Source organism: Pelomonas caseinilytica (assembly GCF_021353235.1).
GTDB lineage: Bacteria > Pseudomonadota > Gammaproteobacteria > Burkholderiales > Burkholderiaceae_C > Pelomonas > Pelomonas caseinilytica.
On sequence record NZ_JAJTWT010000002.1, the window covers coordinates 276,933 to 291,872 of the forward strand.

A 14,940-nucleotide genomic window follows, 5' to 3' on the forward strand; every position below is an offset into this window, starting at 1 on the left:
CCGCGTCAGCCTGCATCGGGCCCCCGCTCATTGGCTTCGTCCCGATTGAACTTGAAGTCGGCCGGCAGCCGCCCGCGGAATTGGCGAAGCCTGGCCAGCAACTCCTCCGTGTCGGGCGCACGGCTCAGCTTCAGGTGACGGTTGTCGACCGCCTCTATCGTCACGTCGTCGCCCTCTGCCAGCGACAGAGCTTCCACGACCGACGCCGGCAAACGCACGGCCAGGCTGTTGCCCCACTTCGCGACCTTCATGGCAGCCCCTTGATATACATTGATAAAATTGTATATCCAAGGACCTCAGACATCCACCTCGATCGCGTCGCCGTGCAGCTCCATCAGCTCGCGGCGCGAGGCCGCCTCGCCCTTGCCCATGAGGCGGTTGAAGGCGTCGACGGTGGCGGTGAAGTCGAGCTGGCCGTAGGCCACGCGCGAGAGGCGCCGGGTCTCGGGGTTGAGGGTGGTGTCCCAGAGCTGCTCGGCGCTCATCTCGCCCAGGCCCTTGAAGCGGCTGATGCTCCAGCTGCCTTCGCGGGCGCCTTCCTTGCGCAGCTTGTCCAGCGTGGCGGTCAGCTCGCCGTCGTCCAGGGCGTAGAGCTTGGTCGCGGGCTTCTTGCCGCGGGCCGGGGCATCGACGCGGTACAGCGGCGGCCGGGCGACGAAGACGTGGCCCGTCTCCACCAGCCGCGGGAAGTGGCGGAAGAACAGCGTCAGCAGCAGCACCTGGATGTGCGAGCCGTCGACGTCGGCGTCCGACAGGATGCAGACCTTGCCGTAGCGCAGGCCGGAGAGGTCCACGGTGTCGGTGGGGCCGTGGGGGTCCACGCCCAGGGCGACCGAGATGTCGTGGATCTCGTTGTTCTTGAAGAGCAGGTCGCGCTCGACCTCCCAGGCGTTGAGCACCTTGCCGCGCAGCGGCAGGATGGCCTGGGTTTCCTTGTCGCGGCCCATCTTGGCGCTGCCGCCGGCCGAGTCGCCCTCGACGAGGAAGATCTCGTTGAGCGTCAGGTCGCGGCTTTCGCAGTCGGTCAGCTTGCCGGGCAGCACGGCCACGCCCGAGCCCTTGCGCTTCTCGACCTTCTGGCTGGCGCGCTGGCGGGTCTGGGCCTGCTTGATGACGAGTTCGGCCAGCTTCTTGCCGTGCTCGACATGCTGGTTGAGCCACAGCTCCAGCGCCGGCTTGACGTAGGCCGACACCAGGCGCAGCGCGTCGCGCGAGTTCAGGCGCTCCTTGGTCTGTCCCTGGAACTGCGGGTCCAGCACCTTGGCCGAAAGCACGAAGCTGGCACGCGAGAACACGTCGTCGGGCATGAGCTTGACGCCCTTGGGCATCAGCGAATGCATCTCGATGAAGCCTTTGACCGCGCCGAACAGGCCATCCTTGAGGCCGGACTCGTGGGTACCGCCGGCGACGGTGGGGATGAGGTTGACGTAGCTCTCGCGCAGCGGCGCGCCTTCCTCGGTGAAGGCCACGCACCACGAGGCGCCCTCGCCTTCGGCGAAGTTCTCGCTCTCGCCGGCGGTGGCGAAGCCCTCGCCCTCGAAGAGCGGGATCAGCGGGTCGGCCGCCAGCGACTGGGCCAGGTAGTCACGCAGGCCGGCCTTGTAGAGCCAGGTCGTGACCTCGTTGGTCTTCTCGATCTTCAGCGTCACCGTCACGCCAGGCATGAGCACGGCCTTGGAACGCAACAGGTGAATCAATTCGTGACGGGGCAGCTCGGCGCTCTCGAAGTACTTGGGCTCGGGCCAGACCCGCACCGTCGTGCCCTGCTTGCGGTCGCCGCTGGCCATGGGACGACTGACGACCGGCTGCACCACGTCGCCATGCTCGAAGGCGATGCCGGCCACCTGCTTGTCGCGCCAGACGGCCACCTCCAGCCGCTTGGCCAGGGCATTGGTCACCGACACGCCCACGCCGTGCAGGCCACCCGAGAAGCTGTAGGCGCCGCCCGAGCCCTTGTCGAACTTGCCGCCGGCGTGCAGCCGCGTGTAGACGATCTCGATGACCGGCACGCCTTCTTCCGGGTGCAGGCCGAAGGGGATGCCCCGGCCGTCGTCGGCCACGGAGACGGAGCCGTCGGCGTGCAGCGTCAGGTCGATGCGCTTGCCGAAACCGGCCAGGGCCTCGTCGGCGGCGTTGTCGATGACCTCCTGGATGCAATGCAGCGGGTTGTCGGTGCGGGTGTACATGCCCGGCCGCTGCTTGACGGGCTCCAGGCCCTTGAGCACGCGGATGGAGGCTTCACCGTAACTGGCGGGGGAGGAAGGGGACGGACGGCTGGACATAGGGGCGCGATTCTATGAAGGCGGTCGGGCTAGGATTCGCGGCCCCCGAAGACCGAGTTCCGACGCTTGAGATTCCTGACCGCCTGCCTGTTGCTGGCCTGTAGTTTTTCACAGGCCCAGCCTTCGCCTCCTCCGCAACAGCCCTACCAGGCCAGCGCGCCGCTGTCCTGGGAGCTGAAGAACGCCCGCTGGTTCGACGGCCGCCAAATCCAGCGCGGCAACCTCTATGTCGAGAACGGCGTCTTCGTCGCGAAGAAGCCGGCCAAGGTCAACCGCAAGATGGACCTGCGCGGCCAGCAGGTGCTGATCAACCCACTGGCCGAGGCCCACAACCACAACCTGCAGACCGCCTGGGGCTGGGGCCAGTACGCCGACCGCTACGTCGACGACGGCGTCTTCTATGCCGCCATGCTCTGCGGCGACCCCGCTGGCGTCGCCGAGGTCAAACCCCTGGCCGCCGGCGCCGCCGCGCCCGAGGTCAGCTTCGTCACCGCCTGCATCACCTCCAGCGACGGCTATCCCCTCGCCGCCGTGCTGCCCGAGCCCAACCCCGAGGCCGCCGCTGCGCAGAAGCAGATCGTCCTCGTCGACAGCCCCGAGCAGGCGCGCCAGCAGTGGCCAGCCATCAAGGCCCGCGGCGGCACCTGGCTGCGCCTGGTCATCGCCCACAGTGAACGCCCCGAACTGCGCCAGCAACTGGCGAACTTCGGCCGGCTGGGCCTGACGCCCGAGACGGCCGCCGAGCTGACGCGGCTGGCCCACGTCGATGGCCGGCGCGTCGTGGCCCACGTCGAGACGGCCGCCGACTTCGACGCGGCGCTGGCAGCCGGCGTCGACGCCATCGCCCACCTGCCGGGCTATGCCAACACCCTGGACGAGGCACCCGAGGTCTTCGCGCTGAGCGAGGCGGCCGCCGCACGCGCCGCGCGCCAGCACACCGCCGTCATCACGACGACCGCCGCCACGGCGCTCTTCAGGCTCGACGGCCCGGCGCTGACGGCCCTGCGCGAGGTCCAGCGCGCCAATCTCGCACGGCTGCAGACGGCGGGCGTGCCGCTGCTGCTCGGCTCGGACGTCTTCATCGGCACCGCCCGGGCCGAGCTGCATGCGCTCGACGAACTCGGCATGGACCGCGCCACCTTGCTGCGCCTGGCCACGCAGGACACGCCCCGCGCCCTCTTCCCCGGCCGGCGCCTGGGCTGCTTCGAGCCGGGCTGCGAAGCCAGCTTCCTGCTGCTGGGCGGCGACCCGCTGGCCGACCTGGGCCAGGTCGACATGCCGCTGCTGCGCGTCAAGCAGGGGCGGCTGCTGACCCGCCTGGCCGACGTGGCGGCCTCCAGTGCCCAGGCCACCACGTCCACGGCCGACGCGCCGAAGAAGACGGGCGCCAAGAAGAAGTCCGGGGGCAAAGCCAAGCCGCAAGCGAAGGCCAAGCGGCGCTGAGTACAGTCGCCGGGATGAACCCTTCCCGCGCCGCCGAGTCCCAGCATTTGTCAGTGCAGCAGGTGCTGCTGTGCGGCGCCCTCATCGTCACGCTGTCCATGGGCATTCGCCACGGCTTCGGCTTCTGGCTGCAGCCCGTCATCGCGGAGCGGGGCTGGACGCGCGAGACCTTCTCCTTCGCCATGGCCGTGCAGAACCTGGCGTGGGGCGCCGCCGGCCCTTTCGCCGGCATGTTCGCCGACCGCTTCGGCGCCTGGAAGGTGCTCGTCGCCGGCGGCCTGTGCTACGCCCTCGGCCTCGTGCTGATGGCGGTGTCCGCCCAGCCGCTGCCGTTCACGCTGACTGCCGGGGTGCTGATCGGCATTGCGCAGTCGGGCTCGACCTACGCCGTCATCTACGGCGTGCTGGGCCGCACGGTGTCGCCCGAGAAGCGCTCCTGGGCCTTCGGCGTCGCGGCGGCGGCCGGCTCCTTCGGCCAGTTCGTCATGATCCCGGTGGAGACCTGGCTGATCGGCCACCTCGGCTGGCAGGGCGCGCTCTACCTGCTGGCCGGCGCCGCCCTGCTCATCGCGCCGCTGGCCCTGGGCGTTCGCGAACGCCAGGCCATCGGCGCCGGCAGCGGCCACCAGAGCATCGGCCAGGCGCTGCGCGAGGCCTTCGGCTACCGCAGTTTCCAGCTGCTGATGCTGGGCTACTTCGTCTGCGGCTTCCAGGTGGTCTTCATCGGCGTGCACCTGCCGAGTTACCTGAAGGACCACGGCCTGGGCGTGCAGGTGTCGACCTGGGCGCTGATGCTGATCGGCCTGTTCAACATCTTCGGCACCTACGCCGTCGGCATGCTGGGCCAGCGCTTTCCCAAGCGCTACCTGTTGGCGGCCATCTACGGCCTGCGGGCGGTCGCCATCGCCACCTTCGTCTCGGTGCCGCTGACGCCGGCCAGCGTCTATGTCTTCGCCGCGGTCATCGGCTTCCTGTGGCTGTCCACCGTGCCGCCGACCAACGCCGTCGTCGCGCAGATCTTCGGCGCCCAGCACCTCTCCATGCTGGGCGGCTTCGTCTTCTTCAGCCACCAGATCGGCAGCTTCCTCGGCGTCTGGCTGGGCGGCAAGCTCTACGACGCCACCGGCAGCTATGACGTCGTCTGGTGGCTGGCCATCGCGCTGGGGGTCATGGCCATGCTGGCCAACCTGCCGGTGCGCGAGGCGCCCATCCTGAGGGCACGGCCCGCATGAAGCCGACGCGGCGCCTGCTCTGGGCCGCCGGTGTTGCGGTGGTTCTTGGCGCGGCCTGCCTGGCCTACCTGCAGCCGGCCGTCATGGTGCAGCTCAGCGAGCAGATCTGGGCCTGCTTCGGATGAAGGGCAACCCGTCGACCTGGCTGCAGCGCTTCGTCCCCGAAGCTCCGGGCACGGCGCTGGACGTCGCCTGCGGCTGCGGGCGCAACCTGTGCTGGCTGGCCGAGCGGGGCTGGCGCGTCACGGGCGTGGACCGCGATACGGCGGCCACCGCGCCGCTGCGGCCGATCGCCGAAATCCTCGACGCCGACATCGAGGCCGGCCCCTGGCCGCTGGCCGGCCGGGAGTTCGATCTCGTCATCGTCTGCAACTACCTGTGGCGGCCCTTGTTCGATGCGATCAAATCGGCCGTCAGGCCGGGCGGCATGCTGCTGTGGGAAACCTTCGCCGACGGACAACAGGCGATAGGCCGGCCGTCGCGGCCTGAATTCCTGCTGCAGCGCGGCGAGCTCCTGCGCGTCTGCCACGACTGGCGCATCGTGGCTTACGAAGACCTGTTGGAGCCGGGGCGCGAGGGCGTCAACCCGCGCTTCGTCCAGCGCGTTGCCGCTGTCCGCACGGCCTAAAATCTTTCGATTCACAGCACCAGCACATCATGAAGCCCATCCTCGGCAGCATCGTCGCCCTCGTCACTCCCATGAACGAGGACGGCAGCATCGACTACCCGGCCATGCGCCGCCTGATCGACTGGCACGTCGAAGCGGGCACGGCCTGCGTCGGCGTGGTCGGCACCACGGGCGAGTCGCCCACGGTCAGCATGGAAGAAAACCGCGAGATCATCCGCGTCGCGGTCGAGCATGCGAAGGGCCGCGTGCCCATCCTGGCCGGCACCGGCGCCAACTCGACCGCCGAGGCCATCGAACTCAGCCGTTACGCCAAGGAAGTCGGGGCCGACTGCACGCTGTCCGTCGTGCCCTACTACAACAAGCCGTCGCAGGAAGGCATCTACCAGCACTTCAAGGCCATCGCCGAGGCCGTGGACATCCCCATGATGCTCTACAACGTGCCCGGCCGCACCGTGGCCGATATGGCGCCCGAGACGGCGCTGCGCTGCGCCGCGCTGCCCGGCGTCTTCGGCATCAAGGAGGCCACGGGCAACATCGAACGCGCGGCCTACCTCATCAAGCATGCGCCCCAGGGCTTTCACGTCTATTCTGGCGACGACGGCACCGCCGTGGCCCTGATGCTGCTGGGCGGCCATGGCAACGTCAGCGTGACGGCCAACGTCGCGCCCCGCGAGATGGCCGAGCTGTGCCGCCTGGCGCTGGACGGCAATGCCGTCGAGGCCCGCAAGATCCACCTCAAGCTGCTCGGCCTGCACAAGCAGCTGTTCTGCGAACCCAGCCCCGGTCCGGCCAAGTGGGCGCTGTCGCGCCTGGGCCGTTGCGGCGCCACGGTGCGCCTGCCGATCACGCCGTTGACGGCGGCAGGCCAGGCCGGCGTCGGCCAGGCGATGAACGAAGCCGGACTCCTCTGAGCCTCTGGTCTAATGCGCGGCTGCGCCGGCGCCGCCCGGCGCCTTTGTTCCCGGAGATTTCCAGCGTGACGTCCCTTCCCTCGATTCGCCCGACGGCGACCTGCCTGGCCTGCTCGGCGCTTGTCCTGTCGCTCACCGGCTGCAGCACCTTCGACAACATGTTCTCCAGCGACAAGGTGGACTACAAGACCGCCTCTCGCCAGACCCAGGGCCTCGACGTCCCGCCCGACCTGACCCAGCTCGCCAAGGACAGCCGCGCCCAGGTGCAGGGCGGCTCCATCACCGCCTCGGCCCTGACGGCTGCGCGGCCGGCCACCACCTCCGGCGCACAAGGCCTGCCCGCGGGCAGCGTGGCCAGCAACGCCGCCGGCGACGTGCGCCTGGAGCGCAGCGGCACCGACCGCTGGCTGCACACCTCCGCCACGCCCGAACAGCTCTGGCCGCAGATCCGCAGCTTCTGGCAGGAACGCGGCCTGGAGGTCGTCAAGGAGCAGCCCGAGGTCGGCGTGATGGAGACCAACTGGGCCGAGAACCGCGCCAAGCTGCCGCAGGACATCATCCGCTCCACCATCGGCAAGGTCTTCGACGGCCTGTACTCGACCGGCGAGCGCGACATGTACCGCACGCGCGTCGAGCGCGGCGCCAACGGCACGGACATCTTCATCAGCCACCGCGGCATGCAGGAGGTCTACACCACCCAGGGCCGCGATTCCACCGCCTGGCAGAACCGTCCGAGCGACCCCTACCTCGAAGCCGAGATGCTGTCGCGGTTGATGCTCAAGCTCGGCGGCAAGGAAGATGCAGCCAAGGCCGTCGTCGCCGAGGCCGGCAAGCCCGCGCCCGCGCCGTCGGCCAGCACGCTCAAGATCGGCGGCGACGAGCCCCGCGCCCGCCGCCCGCTGTCCGAAGTGCCCGACAGCCTCAGCGTCAACGAGGGCTTCGACCGCGCCTGGCGCCGCGTCGGCCTGTCGCTGGACCGCCATGGCTTCACCATCGAAGACCGTGACCGCGCCGCCGGCCTGTTCTACCTGCGCTACGCCGACCCCGAGAAGGCCGGCCAGGACGAGCCCAACTTCTTCCAGCGCCTCTTCGGCGCCAAGGCCGTGACGCCGGTGCGCTACCGCGTCTCCGTCAAGGCCGAAGGCGACAAGAGCACGGTGCGTGTCCTCGACGATCGCGGCCAGGCCATTGCCGACGACAACGCCAAGCGCATCCTCAGCCTGCTGATGGATGACCTGAAGTAAGCCCTCTGGCAGGTCGGGAAGCGCTGCCGTGATGCGGTTTTGCAGCCTCGGCAGCGGCAGCGGCGGCAACTCGACCCTCGTCGAGGCCAGCCAGGGCATCACGACCACGCGCGTCCTCATCGACGCGGGCTTCAGCGAGCGTGAGCTGGCGCGGCGACTCGCGCGCGCCGGCTGCGAGCCGGCCGACATCGACGCGGTTTTCATCACCCACGAGCATGGCGATCACGTCGGCTGCTCGCTGGCTTTCGCGCGCCGCCATCGCATCCCCGTGGTCACGAGCCGTGGCACCTGGCGGGCCGTCGGTCGTGAGGACTTCGACACGGCCCTGCTGCGACTGGTGCGCAGCGGGGAAGCCGTCGTCATGGGCGACATGGAACTGCGGCCCTTCTCGGTCCCGCACGACGCGCTGGAGCCGCTTCAGCTCTGCCTGGGCGACGGCGCCGTGCGGCTGGGCATCGTCACCGACCTGGGTTGCGCGCCGGCTGCCGTCGCACAGGCCCTCCGGGGCTGCCATGCCCTGCTGCTGGAGAGCAATCACGACGAGGCGATGCTGCGCGCCGGCCCCTACCCGCCGTCGCTGCAGCGGCGCATCCTGGGCACGCATGGACACCTGTCCAACACGGCGGCCGCCGAGCTGTTGTCACGTTGCCGGCATGCGGCTCTGGGCGCCGTCGTGGCGGCCCATCTGAGCGAACGAAACAATTCGCCGGAGTTGGCCCGCGCGGCCCTCGCACCGGTGCTCGACTGCAAGCCCGACGATATTCGGGTCGCCGACCCATCCCTGGGCTTTGGCTGGCTGAACGTCGGCTGAGCGCTGGCGAGGCCGGCAGGCCCGCTCGCCGAGGCGATTCGAACCGCGCAAAGTTTTGTAATCGGCGCGGCCCGATACTCGACCGGCGACGCGAAAAAGAAAAAAGCCGTCGCTGCATGCGCAGCGGCGGCTTTTTCCGCGGGGACGAAGTGAATTACTTCGAGGCGGCCGAAGCGGCGGCGTCGGCGGCAACCGAGGCGGCCGAAGCGGCGGCGTCAGCTGCGCTGGCGGCAGCGGAGGCTTCCGGAGCCGGAGCCGGGGCGGTCACGGCCGGAGCCGTCTCAACCTTGGGTTCTTCCTTCTTGCTGCAAGCGCTCAGAGCCACGGCAGCCAGCAGGGAAGCCAACAGGATCGACTTTTTCATACTTGTCCTCAAACGTTTAAACGACGGTGCACACCATACTTTTGGGGTCGCTCGCCGATGTTTGTTCATCGACCGCCAACCCCCACAGAACAAGACGCGGAAAACCTCGAGCGCTTCCCTCGCCTAGCCAGCAATTATAGGGGTTTGCGTGTCGCATTCACTCACAGTCCCAAAGTCGTGGGCGCAAATGAGTCGCTGGAGCGTTGCGCCAGGGCATCAAACCACTCCAGGCCGCGCTGGCGGTGGGCGGCGTCCAGGCTCAGTTCGCCACGCCACAAATGCCGGTCGAACAGCTTGAGGCTCAGCGACATGTCGCCGCCCAGGCCCAGCAGCAGGCTCTCCGGCGCGGCCTCCAGCCTGAGCTCAGGCTCCACGGCCCGCGCCGTCACGCAGTGCGCGAAGTCGCGACGCCAGCGCACGAAGCGCGGGTGTCGGCGCACCACATCGTCGTATTGCAGGGCCAGCAGGTGCAGTTGCCGGCCTGGCCCCGCCCAGGCGGTCAGCGCCTCCAGGACGCGGGCGTCGGACAGCGGCCAGTCGACGAAGCTGGCATCCCAGGCGTGCAGTTCACGCAGCCCGGCCTCGGCCGCCCAGGACAGGGCCTCGACGAGCAGCCCCTGGAAATCGGCCCGGCTGGCGAAGGCCTGCGCCTGCATCACGGTTCCAGCGGCTGCACCCAACCGTCCTCTGTCCACTGATCAAGCAGTTCGCGCGCCTCCAGCGACAGGCACCCGACTTCGGCCGCGCTCAGCTCGCGCCGGTCCGCCAGGCCGCGCATCAGCGCCGCGTCCCGCCCGCCGGCCCGGAAGCTCTCGCCATTCAGGAAGACGTGCGTCGTGTCGTAGAGCATGCGGCTGCGCCGGTCGAGCCGGGCGCCCCGCCCCGGCGGCAGCACCTCGCCCGGCTCGAACCACACCTGGGCCTTGGGTTCCGTCAGCGCCTCGCCCAGCGCGCGCTCGACGGCGTGAGGGCGTTGCACGGCCGCCTCGACGGCGCGGCGGGCGAAGTCCAGCAGCGAGGGCGGCACGCGGCCCGGCTCCGTGGACGCCTCCTGGCGCGGGTCGGCGTAGAGCTTGCCGCTGCCGTCCACGTCGTCCAGCAGCCGGGGCAGCAGTTCGGCCGCCAGCCCGTCGGCCGTCGGGGCCCGAAAGCCCACCGACCCCGTCATGCACCCCGGCCCGACGGCCACGCCATCATGCGCCCAGCCCGGCGGCAGGTAGAGCATGTCGCCGGCTTCCAGCACATGGTCCTGTTCGGGCTTGAAGTTGGCGATGATCTTCAGCGGCACGTCGTCGCGCAGCACGGCGTCCTTCTGCGGCGCGATGCGCCAGCGGCGGCGGCCGGCAAGCTGGATCAGGAAGACGTCGTAGGAATCGAAATGCGGGCCTACGCCGCCGCCGTCGCTGGCGACGGACAACATGAAGTCGTCCAGCCGCGCGTCGGGGATGAAGCGGAACAGGTCCATCATGCGGCGTGCCTCGGCCAAGTGCTGGTCGAGGCCCTGCACCAGCAGCGTCCAGCCCGGCTTGCCCATGGCCGGCAGGCGCGCGATGGGGCCGTGCCTGAACTTCCACTGCCCGTCGAAGGCCGTGACGAGGCGCGACTCGACGTCGTCGCGGGCGGCCAGCGCCGCAAGTTCCTTCAGCGAAGCCGGCGGCCGCGCATCGGCGAAGGCTTGGCGCACCAGCAGCGGCTTTTTCTGCCAGTGCCGGCGCATGAACTGCGCCGGCGTCAGGCCGGCGAGCATGGGGGTCGGGAGGTCGGTCTGCATGCGGACATTGTGCCGATGCCAAAATACCGCGATGCAAGTGACCCGCCCCTGTGTCGTCTCCCTGCGCTGGAGACTCGAAGATGCCCAGGGCCAGCTCATTGACGAGCTGGCCGAGCCGATGGAGTTCCTGCACGGCGGGGACGACCTGTTCGCCAAGGTGGAGGCGGCGCTGGAGGGCCAGGAGATCGGCTTCGAGGCCGACCTCGCGCTGCAGCCCGAGGAGGCCTTCGGCGACTACGACTCCGGCCTCGTCTGCTTCGAGGCGCGCGGCCTCTTCCCCAAGGACGTCGAGCCCGGCATGCAGTTCGAGGGCCTGCCAGAAGGCGCGGTGACCGAAGGCATGCCCGTGGATGCGGTCTACACGGTCACCGAGGTCTATCCGGAACACGTGGTGCTCGACGGCAACCATCCGCTGGCGGGCATCGGCCTGCGCATGCACCTCAAGCTGATGGACGTGCGCCCCGCCACGGCGGAGGAAGTGGATGCCGGCTCGGTGGGCGAACCCATCTTCATGGTGCAGACCGGCGCGCCGCCTGACGCCTCCATCCACTGACAAGCGGACGCCGTCCCCGGCGCGCCGTCAGGCCTTCCCGGTGGAGCCGAAGCCGCCGGCGCCGCGCTCCGACACATCGAAGCTGTCCACGCGGCGGAACTGCGCCTGCACCACCGGCACGATGACGAGCTGGGCGATGCGCTCGAAGGGCTGGATGGTGAACTCGGCCTGCCCGCGGTTCCAGCAGCTCACCATCAGCTGGCCCTGGTAGTCGCTGTCGATGAGGCCGACGAGGTTTCCCAGCACGATGCCGTGCTTGTGGCCCAGGCCCGAGCGCGGAAGGATGAAGGCGGCCAGGCCCGGGTCGCCGATGTGGATGGCGAGGCCCGTGGGGAGGAGCGTCGTCTGGCCGGGGGCCAGGGTGATGGGCTCGTCCAGACAGGCGCGCAGGTCGAGGCCGGCGCTGCCGGGCGTGGCGTAGGCGGGAATCTGCTCGGCCATGCGGGCGTCGAGCACTTGAAGGTCGATGGCGTGCATCAGAGTCGGGTCGAAAGGTCTCGGATCAGTTCGCGGGCGAGGCTCAGCTTGTCCGCCCGCCCCCCGGCTTCAGGGAGCTCGCGCCGGCCGCGCTCGTCGATGAGCAGCAGCGCGTTGTCGTCACGGCCGAAGGTGGCCGGACCGAGGTTGGCGACGATGAGCGGGATGCCCTTGCGGCGGCGCTTGGCGTCGGCGTGCTCCTCGAGCTTTTCGCTCTCGGCGGCAAAACCGACGCAGAACGGCGGGTCGGGCAGACGCGCCACGGCGGCGAGGATGTCGGGGTTCTCGGCCATCGCGATCACCGGCGCCGTCGCGCCGCCCTCGGCCTTCTTGAGCTTGTGCTCGTGGGACTGGGCCGGCCGCCAGTCGGCCACGGCGGCCGTGGCGATGAAAACGTCCTGACGCGGCGCCAGCGACAGCACGGCGTCGTGCATCTGCTGCGCCGTCTGCACGTCCAGGCGCTGGACGCCGCGGGGCGTGGCCAGCTGCACCGGTCCGGCCACCAGCGTGACCTCGGCGCCGGCCTCAGCGGCCGCGCGGGCGATGGCGAAGCCCATCTTGCCGCTGCTGTGGTTGGTGATGCCCCGCACCGGGTCGATGGGCTCGAAGGTCGGACCCGCGGTGACGAGCAGGCGGCGGCCTCGCAGCGGCTTGGGCGCAAGCAGCGCCTCGACGTCGTCGAAGATCTCCTGCGCCTCCAGCATGCGGCCATCGCCGATCTCGCCGCAGGCTTGGTCGCCGCTGGCCGGGCCGATGACGGTGGCGCCGTCCGCCTTGACCTGGGCCAGGTTGCGCTGCGTGGCCGGGTGGGCCCACATCTCGCGGTTCATGGCCGGCACGACGAGCAGCGGGCATTCATGGATGCGCCGGGCCAGGGCGGTCAGGCTGACGAGGTCGTCCGCCCTGCCCTGCGCCAGCGCGGCGATGGCATCGGCGCTCGCGGGGGCCACCAGCATGGCGTCGGCCTCGCGGCTGAGTTCGATGTGGGCCATGTTGTTGGCCGGCCGGGCGTCCCATTGCGAGGTGTAGACGGGCCGGCCCGACAGCGCCTGCATGGTCACCGCGGTGATGAACTGCTCGGCCGCCTGGGTCATCATGACCTGCACGGTGGCGCCGGCCTTCACGAAGAGGCGGGTCAGCTCGGCGATCTTGTAGCCGGCGATGCCGCCGGTCATTGCGAGCAGGATGTGCTTGCCGTGTAGTGGACTCGTCATGTGCCGCGCTTCCTGAACACCAGATCCCAGACGCCGTGCCCGAGCTTCAGCCCTCGCGCCTCGAACTTGGTCAGGGGCCGGTAGGCGGGCTTGTCAGCATAGCCGGCCGCGGTGTTCAGGAGGGCAGGCTCGGCCGACAGCACTTCGAGCATCTGCTCGGCATAGGGCTGCCAGTCGGTCGCGCAGTGCAGGTAGCCGCCGGGCGCCAGGTGCTTCACCAGCTGCGCCACGAAGGCCGGCTGGATGAGGCGGCGCTTGTTGTGGCGCTTCTTGTGCCAGGGGTCTGGGAAGAAGATGTGCACGCCCGCCAGCGCCCCCTCGCCCACCATGTCGCGCAGCACCTCCACCGCGTCGTGCTGAACGATGCGGATGTTGGTGAGCCGCCTTTCATCGATGAGCTTGAGCAGCGCGCCCACGCCGGGCTCATGCACCTCGCAGCCGATGAAGTCGTGGTCGGGCAGCGTGGCCGCGATCTCGGCGGTGGCGCCGCCCATGCCGAAGCCGATCTCCAGCACGACCGGGGCCTGGCGGCCGAAGGTGGCGGCGAAGTCGAGCTTCTCGGCCTTGTAGGGCAGCACGAATTTCGGGCCCAGCTCGGCCAGGGCCTTGATCTGGCCCGTGCCCATGCGGCCGGCGCGCGTGACGAAGCTCTTGATGGCGCGGCGCGGCGTTGCGGCCTGGTCGTCCTCGCCCATCAACCCACCTCGGCCATGACCATGGGCGAGGCGGCCACGTCGGCATCGCCCAGCGTGCAGGCGGCCAGGTAGGACGCCACCGCGCGGTCCGCCGACGCCTCGTCCGCCGCATGCACCATGGCGAGCGGTTCGCCGGGCGCGAAGCGCGTGCCGACCGGCCGCACGGCCGAGAAGCCGACGCGCATGTCGATGGCGTCGCCGGCCTTGCGGCGGCCGCCGCCCAGCTCGACGATGAGCACGCCCAGGTCCCGCGTGGCCATGGCCTGCAGCACGCCGGCGCGCGGCGCGGGCACAGGCTTCACGACGGGTGCGGCGGCCAGGTACTGCGCTGGCCTGTCGAGCAGGTCGGCCGGGCCGCCCAGGGCGGCCACCATCTGTGCGAACTTCTCGGCAGCGGCGCCGCTGTCGAGCGCGGCCTGCAGCTTCACGCGGGCCGCGGCGGTGTCGGCCGCCAGCCGGCCCAGCACCAGCATCTCGGCACACAAAGCCAGCGTGGCCTCGTGCAGACGGGCCTCGCGCGGGCCGTCGCCCTTGAGGTAGCGCAGCGTCTCCCAGATCTCCAGCGCGTTGCCGACGTCGGTGCCCAGGATCTGGTTCATGTCGGTGATCAGCGCGCGGGTGCGCAGGCCGGCGCCGCCCGCGACGGCGACGATGCTCTCGGCCAGTTCCCGCGCGAACTCGGGTGTGGCGGCGAAGGCGCCGTTGCCGCACTTGATGTCCATGGCCAGGCCTTCGAGGCCGGCGGCGAGCTTCTTGGACAGGATGCTGGCGGTGATGAGGGGCACGCTCTCGACCGTGGCCGTCACGTCGCGCGTGGCGTAGAAGCGCTTGTCGGCGGGAGCCAGGTCGGCCGTCTGGCCGATGATGGCGCAACCCAGCGAACGCACCAGTTGATCGAAGCGTGCCGGGTCGGGCGTCGTCGTGTAGCCGGGAATGGCCTCGAGCTTGTCCACCGTGCCGCCGGTGTGGCCCAGGCCGCGGCCGGCGATCATGGGCACGTAGCCGCCGCAGGCCGCCACCATGGGCGCGAGCATGAGGCTGACCTTGTCGCCCACGCCACCGCTGCTGTGCTTGTCGAGCACCGGGCCGGACATGCCGGGCCAGCGCATGACGCGGCCGGAGTTCATCATGGCGCGGGTCAGCAGCACGGCTTCGTCACGGCCCATGCCGCGCAGGAAGACGGCCATGCCCAGCGCCGCCACCTGGCCTTCGCTCCAGGAGTTGTCGACGAGGCCGCGGACGAAGTGGTTGATCTGCGCTTCGTTCAGCGCCTGGCCGTCGCGCTTGGCGCGGATGATTTCTTGGGCGAGCATGG

17 protein-coding genes are annotated in these 14,940 nt (G+C 70.0%); 8 read left to right on the forward strand and 9 right to left on the reverse strand.

The features are described from left to right. Positions 1–5: 5 nt before the first annotated feature. The gene (locus LXT12_RS05095; protein ID WP_233390095.1) at positions 6–251 is read right to left on the reverse strand and encodes an AbrB/MazE/SpoVT family DNA-binding domain-containing protein; all 246 of its coding nucleotides are present in this window, start codon (positions 249–251) and stop codon (positions 6–8) included. A gap of 45 nt (positions 252–296) precedes the next feature. Continuing rightward, a complete protein-coding gene (locus tag LXT12_RS05100; protein ID WP_233390098.1) occupies positions 297–2,282 on the reverse strand; it encodes a DNA topoisomerase IV subunit B in 1,986 nt (661 codons plus the stop codon). A 66-nt stretch (positions 2,283–2,348) separates the two neighbouring features. Here LXT12_RS05100 and LXT12_RS05105 point away from each other — a divergent pair, with 66 nt between their 5' ends. From LXT12_RS05105 to LXT12_RS05130, 7 genes are all read left to right on the forward strand, one after another. Continuing rightward, the gene (locus tag LXT12_RS05105; protein WP_233390100.1) at positions 2,349–3,725 is read left to right on the forward strand and encodes an amidohydrolase family protein; all 1,377 of its coding nucleotides are present in this window, start codon (positions 2,349–2,351) and stop codon (positions 3,723–3,725) included. A gap of 14 nt (positions 3,726–3,739) precedes the next feature. Next, entirely contained in the window at positions 3,740–4,957 is a 1,218-nt protein-coding gene (locus LXT12_RS05110) for an MFS transporter (RefSeq protein ID WP_233390102.1), read from the forward strand. Next, positions 4,954–5,082 (forward strand): hypothetical protein, encoded by a 129-nt coding sequence (locus LXT12_RS26690; RefSeq protein WP_255763474.1) that lies wholly within the window; start codon positions 4,954–4,956, stop codon positions 5,080–5,082. Before LXT12_RS05110 ends, LXT12_RS26690 begins: the two co-directional genes overlap by 4 nt. Further along, the gene (locus LXT12_RS05115; RefSeq protein WP_233390103.1) at positions 5,079–5,585 is read left to right on the forward strand and encodes a class I SAM-dependent methyltransferase; all 507 of its coding nucleotides are present in this window, start codon (positions 5,079–5,081) and stop codon (positions 5,583–5,585) included. The genes LXT12_RS26690 and LXT12_RS05115 overlap by 4 nt, the downstream gene beginning before the upstream one ends. Positions 5,586–5,614: 29 nt before the next feature. Next, positions 5,615–6,496: a 4-hydroxy-tetrahydrodipicolinate synthase gene (gene dapA, locus LXT12_RS05120; protein ID WP_233390105.1), complete on the forward strand. Its 882-nt coding sequence runs from the start codon at positions 5,615–5,617 to the stop codon at positions 6,494–6,496. A gap of 65 nt (positions 6,497–6,561) precedes the next feature. Further along, positions 6,562–7,740 carry an outer membrane protein assembly factor BamC gene (bamC, locus tag LXT12_RS05125; protein ID WP_233390107.1) on the forward strand — a complete coding sequence of 393 codons (1,179 nt, stop codon included), beginning with the start codon at positions 6,562–6,564 and terminating at the stop codon, positions 7,738–7,740. A 31-nt stretch (positions 7,741–7,771) separates the two neighbouring features. After that, positions 7,772–8,551, forward strand: a complete 780-nt coding sequence (locus LXT12_RS05130) for an MBL fold metallo-hydrolase (protein WP_233390799.1) — start codon at positions 7,772–7,774, stop codon at positions 8,549–8,551. A gap of 154 nt (positions 8,552–8,705) precedes the next feature. Here LXT12_RS05130 and LXT12_RS05135 read toward each other — a convergent pair whose 3' ends face one another. The 3 genes from LXT12_RS05135 to LXT12_RS05145 all read right to left on the reverse strand — a co-directional run bounded on the left by LXT12_RS05135 (position 8,706) and on the right by LXT12_RS05145 (position 10,686). Beyond that, complete coding sequence (locus LXT12_RS05135; RefSeq protein ID WP_233390110.1) at positions 8,706–8,915, reverse strand: hypothetical protein; 210 nt, start codon at positions 8,913–8,915, stop codon at positions 8,706–8,708. A gap of 161 nt (positions 8,916–9,076) precedes the next feature. Next, entirely contained in the window at positions 9,077–9,571 is a 495-nt protein-coding gene (locus tag LXT12_RS05140; RefSeq protein ID WP_233390112.1) for a hypothetical protein, read from the reverse strand. Further along, the gene (locus LXT12_RS05145; RefSeq protein WP_233390114.1) at positions 9,571–10,686 is read right to left on the reverse strand and encodes a JmjC domain-containing protein; all 1,116 of its coding nucleotides are present in this window, start codon (positions 10,684–10,686) and stop codon (positions 9,571–9,573) included. The genes LXT12_RS05140 and LXT12_RS05145 overlap by 1 nt, the downstream gene beginning before the upstream one ends. A gap of 31 nt (positions 10,687–10,717) precedes the next feature. Here LXT12_RS05145 and LXT12_RS05150 point away from each other — a divergent pair, with 31 nt between their 5' ends. After that, positions 10,718–11,239 carry an FKBP-type peptidyl-prolyl cis-trans isomerase gene (locus LXT12_RS05150; RefSeq protein ID WP_233390116.1) on the forward strand — a complete coding sequence of 174 codons (522 nt, stop codon included), beginning with the start codon at positions 10,718–10,720 and terminating at the stop codon, positions 11,237–11,239. 27 nt (positions 11,240–11,266) lie between these two features. Here the strand turns inward: LXT12_RS05150 and dut are convergent, their stop codons facing one another. From dut to deoA, 4 genes are read right to left on the reverse strand one after another with little or no spacing between them, the layout of a single operon-like run. Then, positions 11,267–11,716: a dUTP diphosphatase gene (gene dut / locus LXT12_RS05155; RefSeq protein WP_233390117.1), complete on the reverse strand. Its 450-nt coding sequence runs from the start codon at positions 11,714–11,716 to the stop codon at positions 11,267–11,269. After that, complete coding sequence (gene coaBC / locus LXT12_RS05160; protein ID WP_233390119.1) at positions 11,716–12,930, reverse strand: bifunctional phosphopantothenoylcysteine decarboxylase/phosphopantothenate--cysteine ligase CoaBC; 1,215 nt, start codon at positions 12,928–12,930, stop codon at positions 11,716–11,718. Before coaBC ends, dut begins: the two co-directional genes overlap by 1 nt. Continuing rightward, positions 12,927–13,625, reverse strand: coding sequence for a tRNA (guanosine(46)-N7)-methyltransferase TrmB (trmB, locus tag LXT12_RS05165; RefSeq protein ID WP_233390121.1), 699 nt, complete (start codon positions 13,623–13,625; stop codon positions 12,927–12,929). The genes coaBC and trmB overlap by 4 nt, the downstream gene beginning before the upstream one ends. Continuing rightward, a complete protein-coding gene (gene deoA, locus LXT12_RS05170; RefSeq protein ID WP_233390124.1) occupies positions 13,625–14,938 on the reverse strand; it encodes a thymidine phosphorylase in 1,314 nt (437 codons plus the stop codon). The genes trmB and deoA overlap by 1 nt, the downstream gene beginning before the upstream one ends. Positions 14,939–14,940: the final 2 nt, after the last annotated feature.

Coding starts and splice junctions, on each gene's coding strand:
- LXT12_RS05095 (WP_233390095.1), bottom strand. CDS start 251: ATGAAGGTCGCGAAGTGGGGCAACAGCCTGGCCGTGCGTTTGCCGGCG.
- LXT12_RS05100 (WP_233390098.1), bottom strand. CDS start 2,282: ATGTCCAGCCGTCCGTCCCCTTCCTCCCCCGCCAGTTACGGTGAAGCC.
- LXT12_RS05110 (WP_233390102.1), top strand. CDS start 3,740: ATGAACCCTTCCCGCGCCGCCGAGTCCCAGCATTTGTCAGTGCAGCAG.
- LXT12_RS26690 (WP_255763474.1), top strand. CDS start 4,954: ATGAAGCCGACGCGGCGCCTGCTCTGGGCCGCCGGTGTTGCGGTGGTT.
- LXT12_RS05115 (WP_233390103.1), top strand. CDS start 5,079: ATGAAGGGCAACCCGTCGACCTGGCTGCAGCGCTTCGTCCCCGAAGCT.
- dapA (WP_233390105.1), top strand. CDS start 5,615: ATGAAGCCCATCCTCGGCAGCATCGTCGCCCTCGTCACTCCCATGAAC.
- LXT12_RS05130 (WP_233390799.1), top strand. CDS start 7,772: ATGCGGTTTTGCAGCCTCGGCAGCGGCAGCGGCGGCAACTCGACCCTC.
- LXT12_RS05135 (WP_233390110.1), bottom strand. CDS start 8,915: ATGAAAAAGTCGATCCTGTTGGCTTCCCTGCTGGCTGCCGTGGCTCTG.
- LXT12_RS05140 (WP_233390112.1), bottom strand. CDS start 9,571: ATGCAGGCGCAGGCCTTCGCCAGCCGGGCCGATTTCCAGGGGCTGCTC.
- LXT12_RS05145 (WP_233390114.1), bottom strand. CDS start 10,686: ATGCAGACCGACCTCCCGACCCCCATGCTCGCCGGCCTGACGCCGGCG.
- LXT12_RS05150 (WP_233390116.1), top strand. CDS start 10,718: ATGCAAGTGACCCGCCCCTGTGTCGTCTCCCTGCGCTGGAGACTCGAA.
- dut (WP_233390117.1), bottom strand. CDS start 11,716: ATGCACGCCATCGACCTTCAAGTGCTCGACGCCCGCATGGCCGAGCAG.
- coaBC (WP_233390119.1), bottom strand. CDS start 12,930: ATGACGAGTCCACTACACGGCAAGCACATCCTGCTCGCAATGACCGGC.
- trmB (WP_233390121.1), bottom strand. CDS start 13,625: ATGGGCGAGGACGACCAGGCCGCAACGCCGCGCCGCGCCATCAAGAGC.
- deoA (WP_233390124.1), bottom strand. CDS start 14,938: ATGCTCGCCCAAGAAATCATCCGCGCCAAGCGCGACGGCCAGGCGCTG.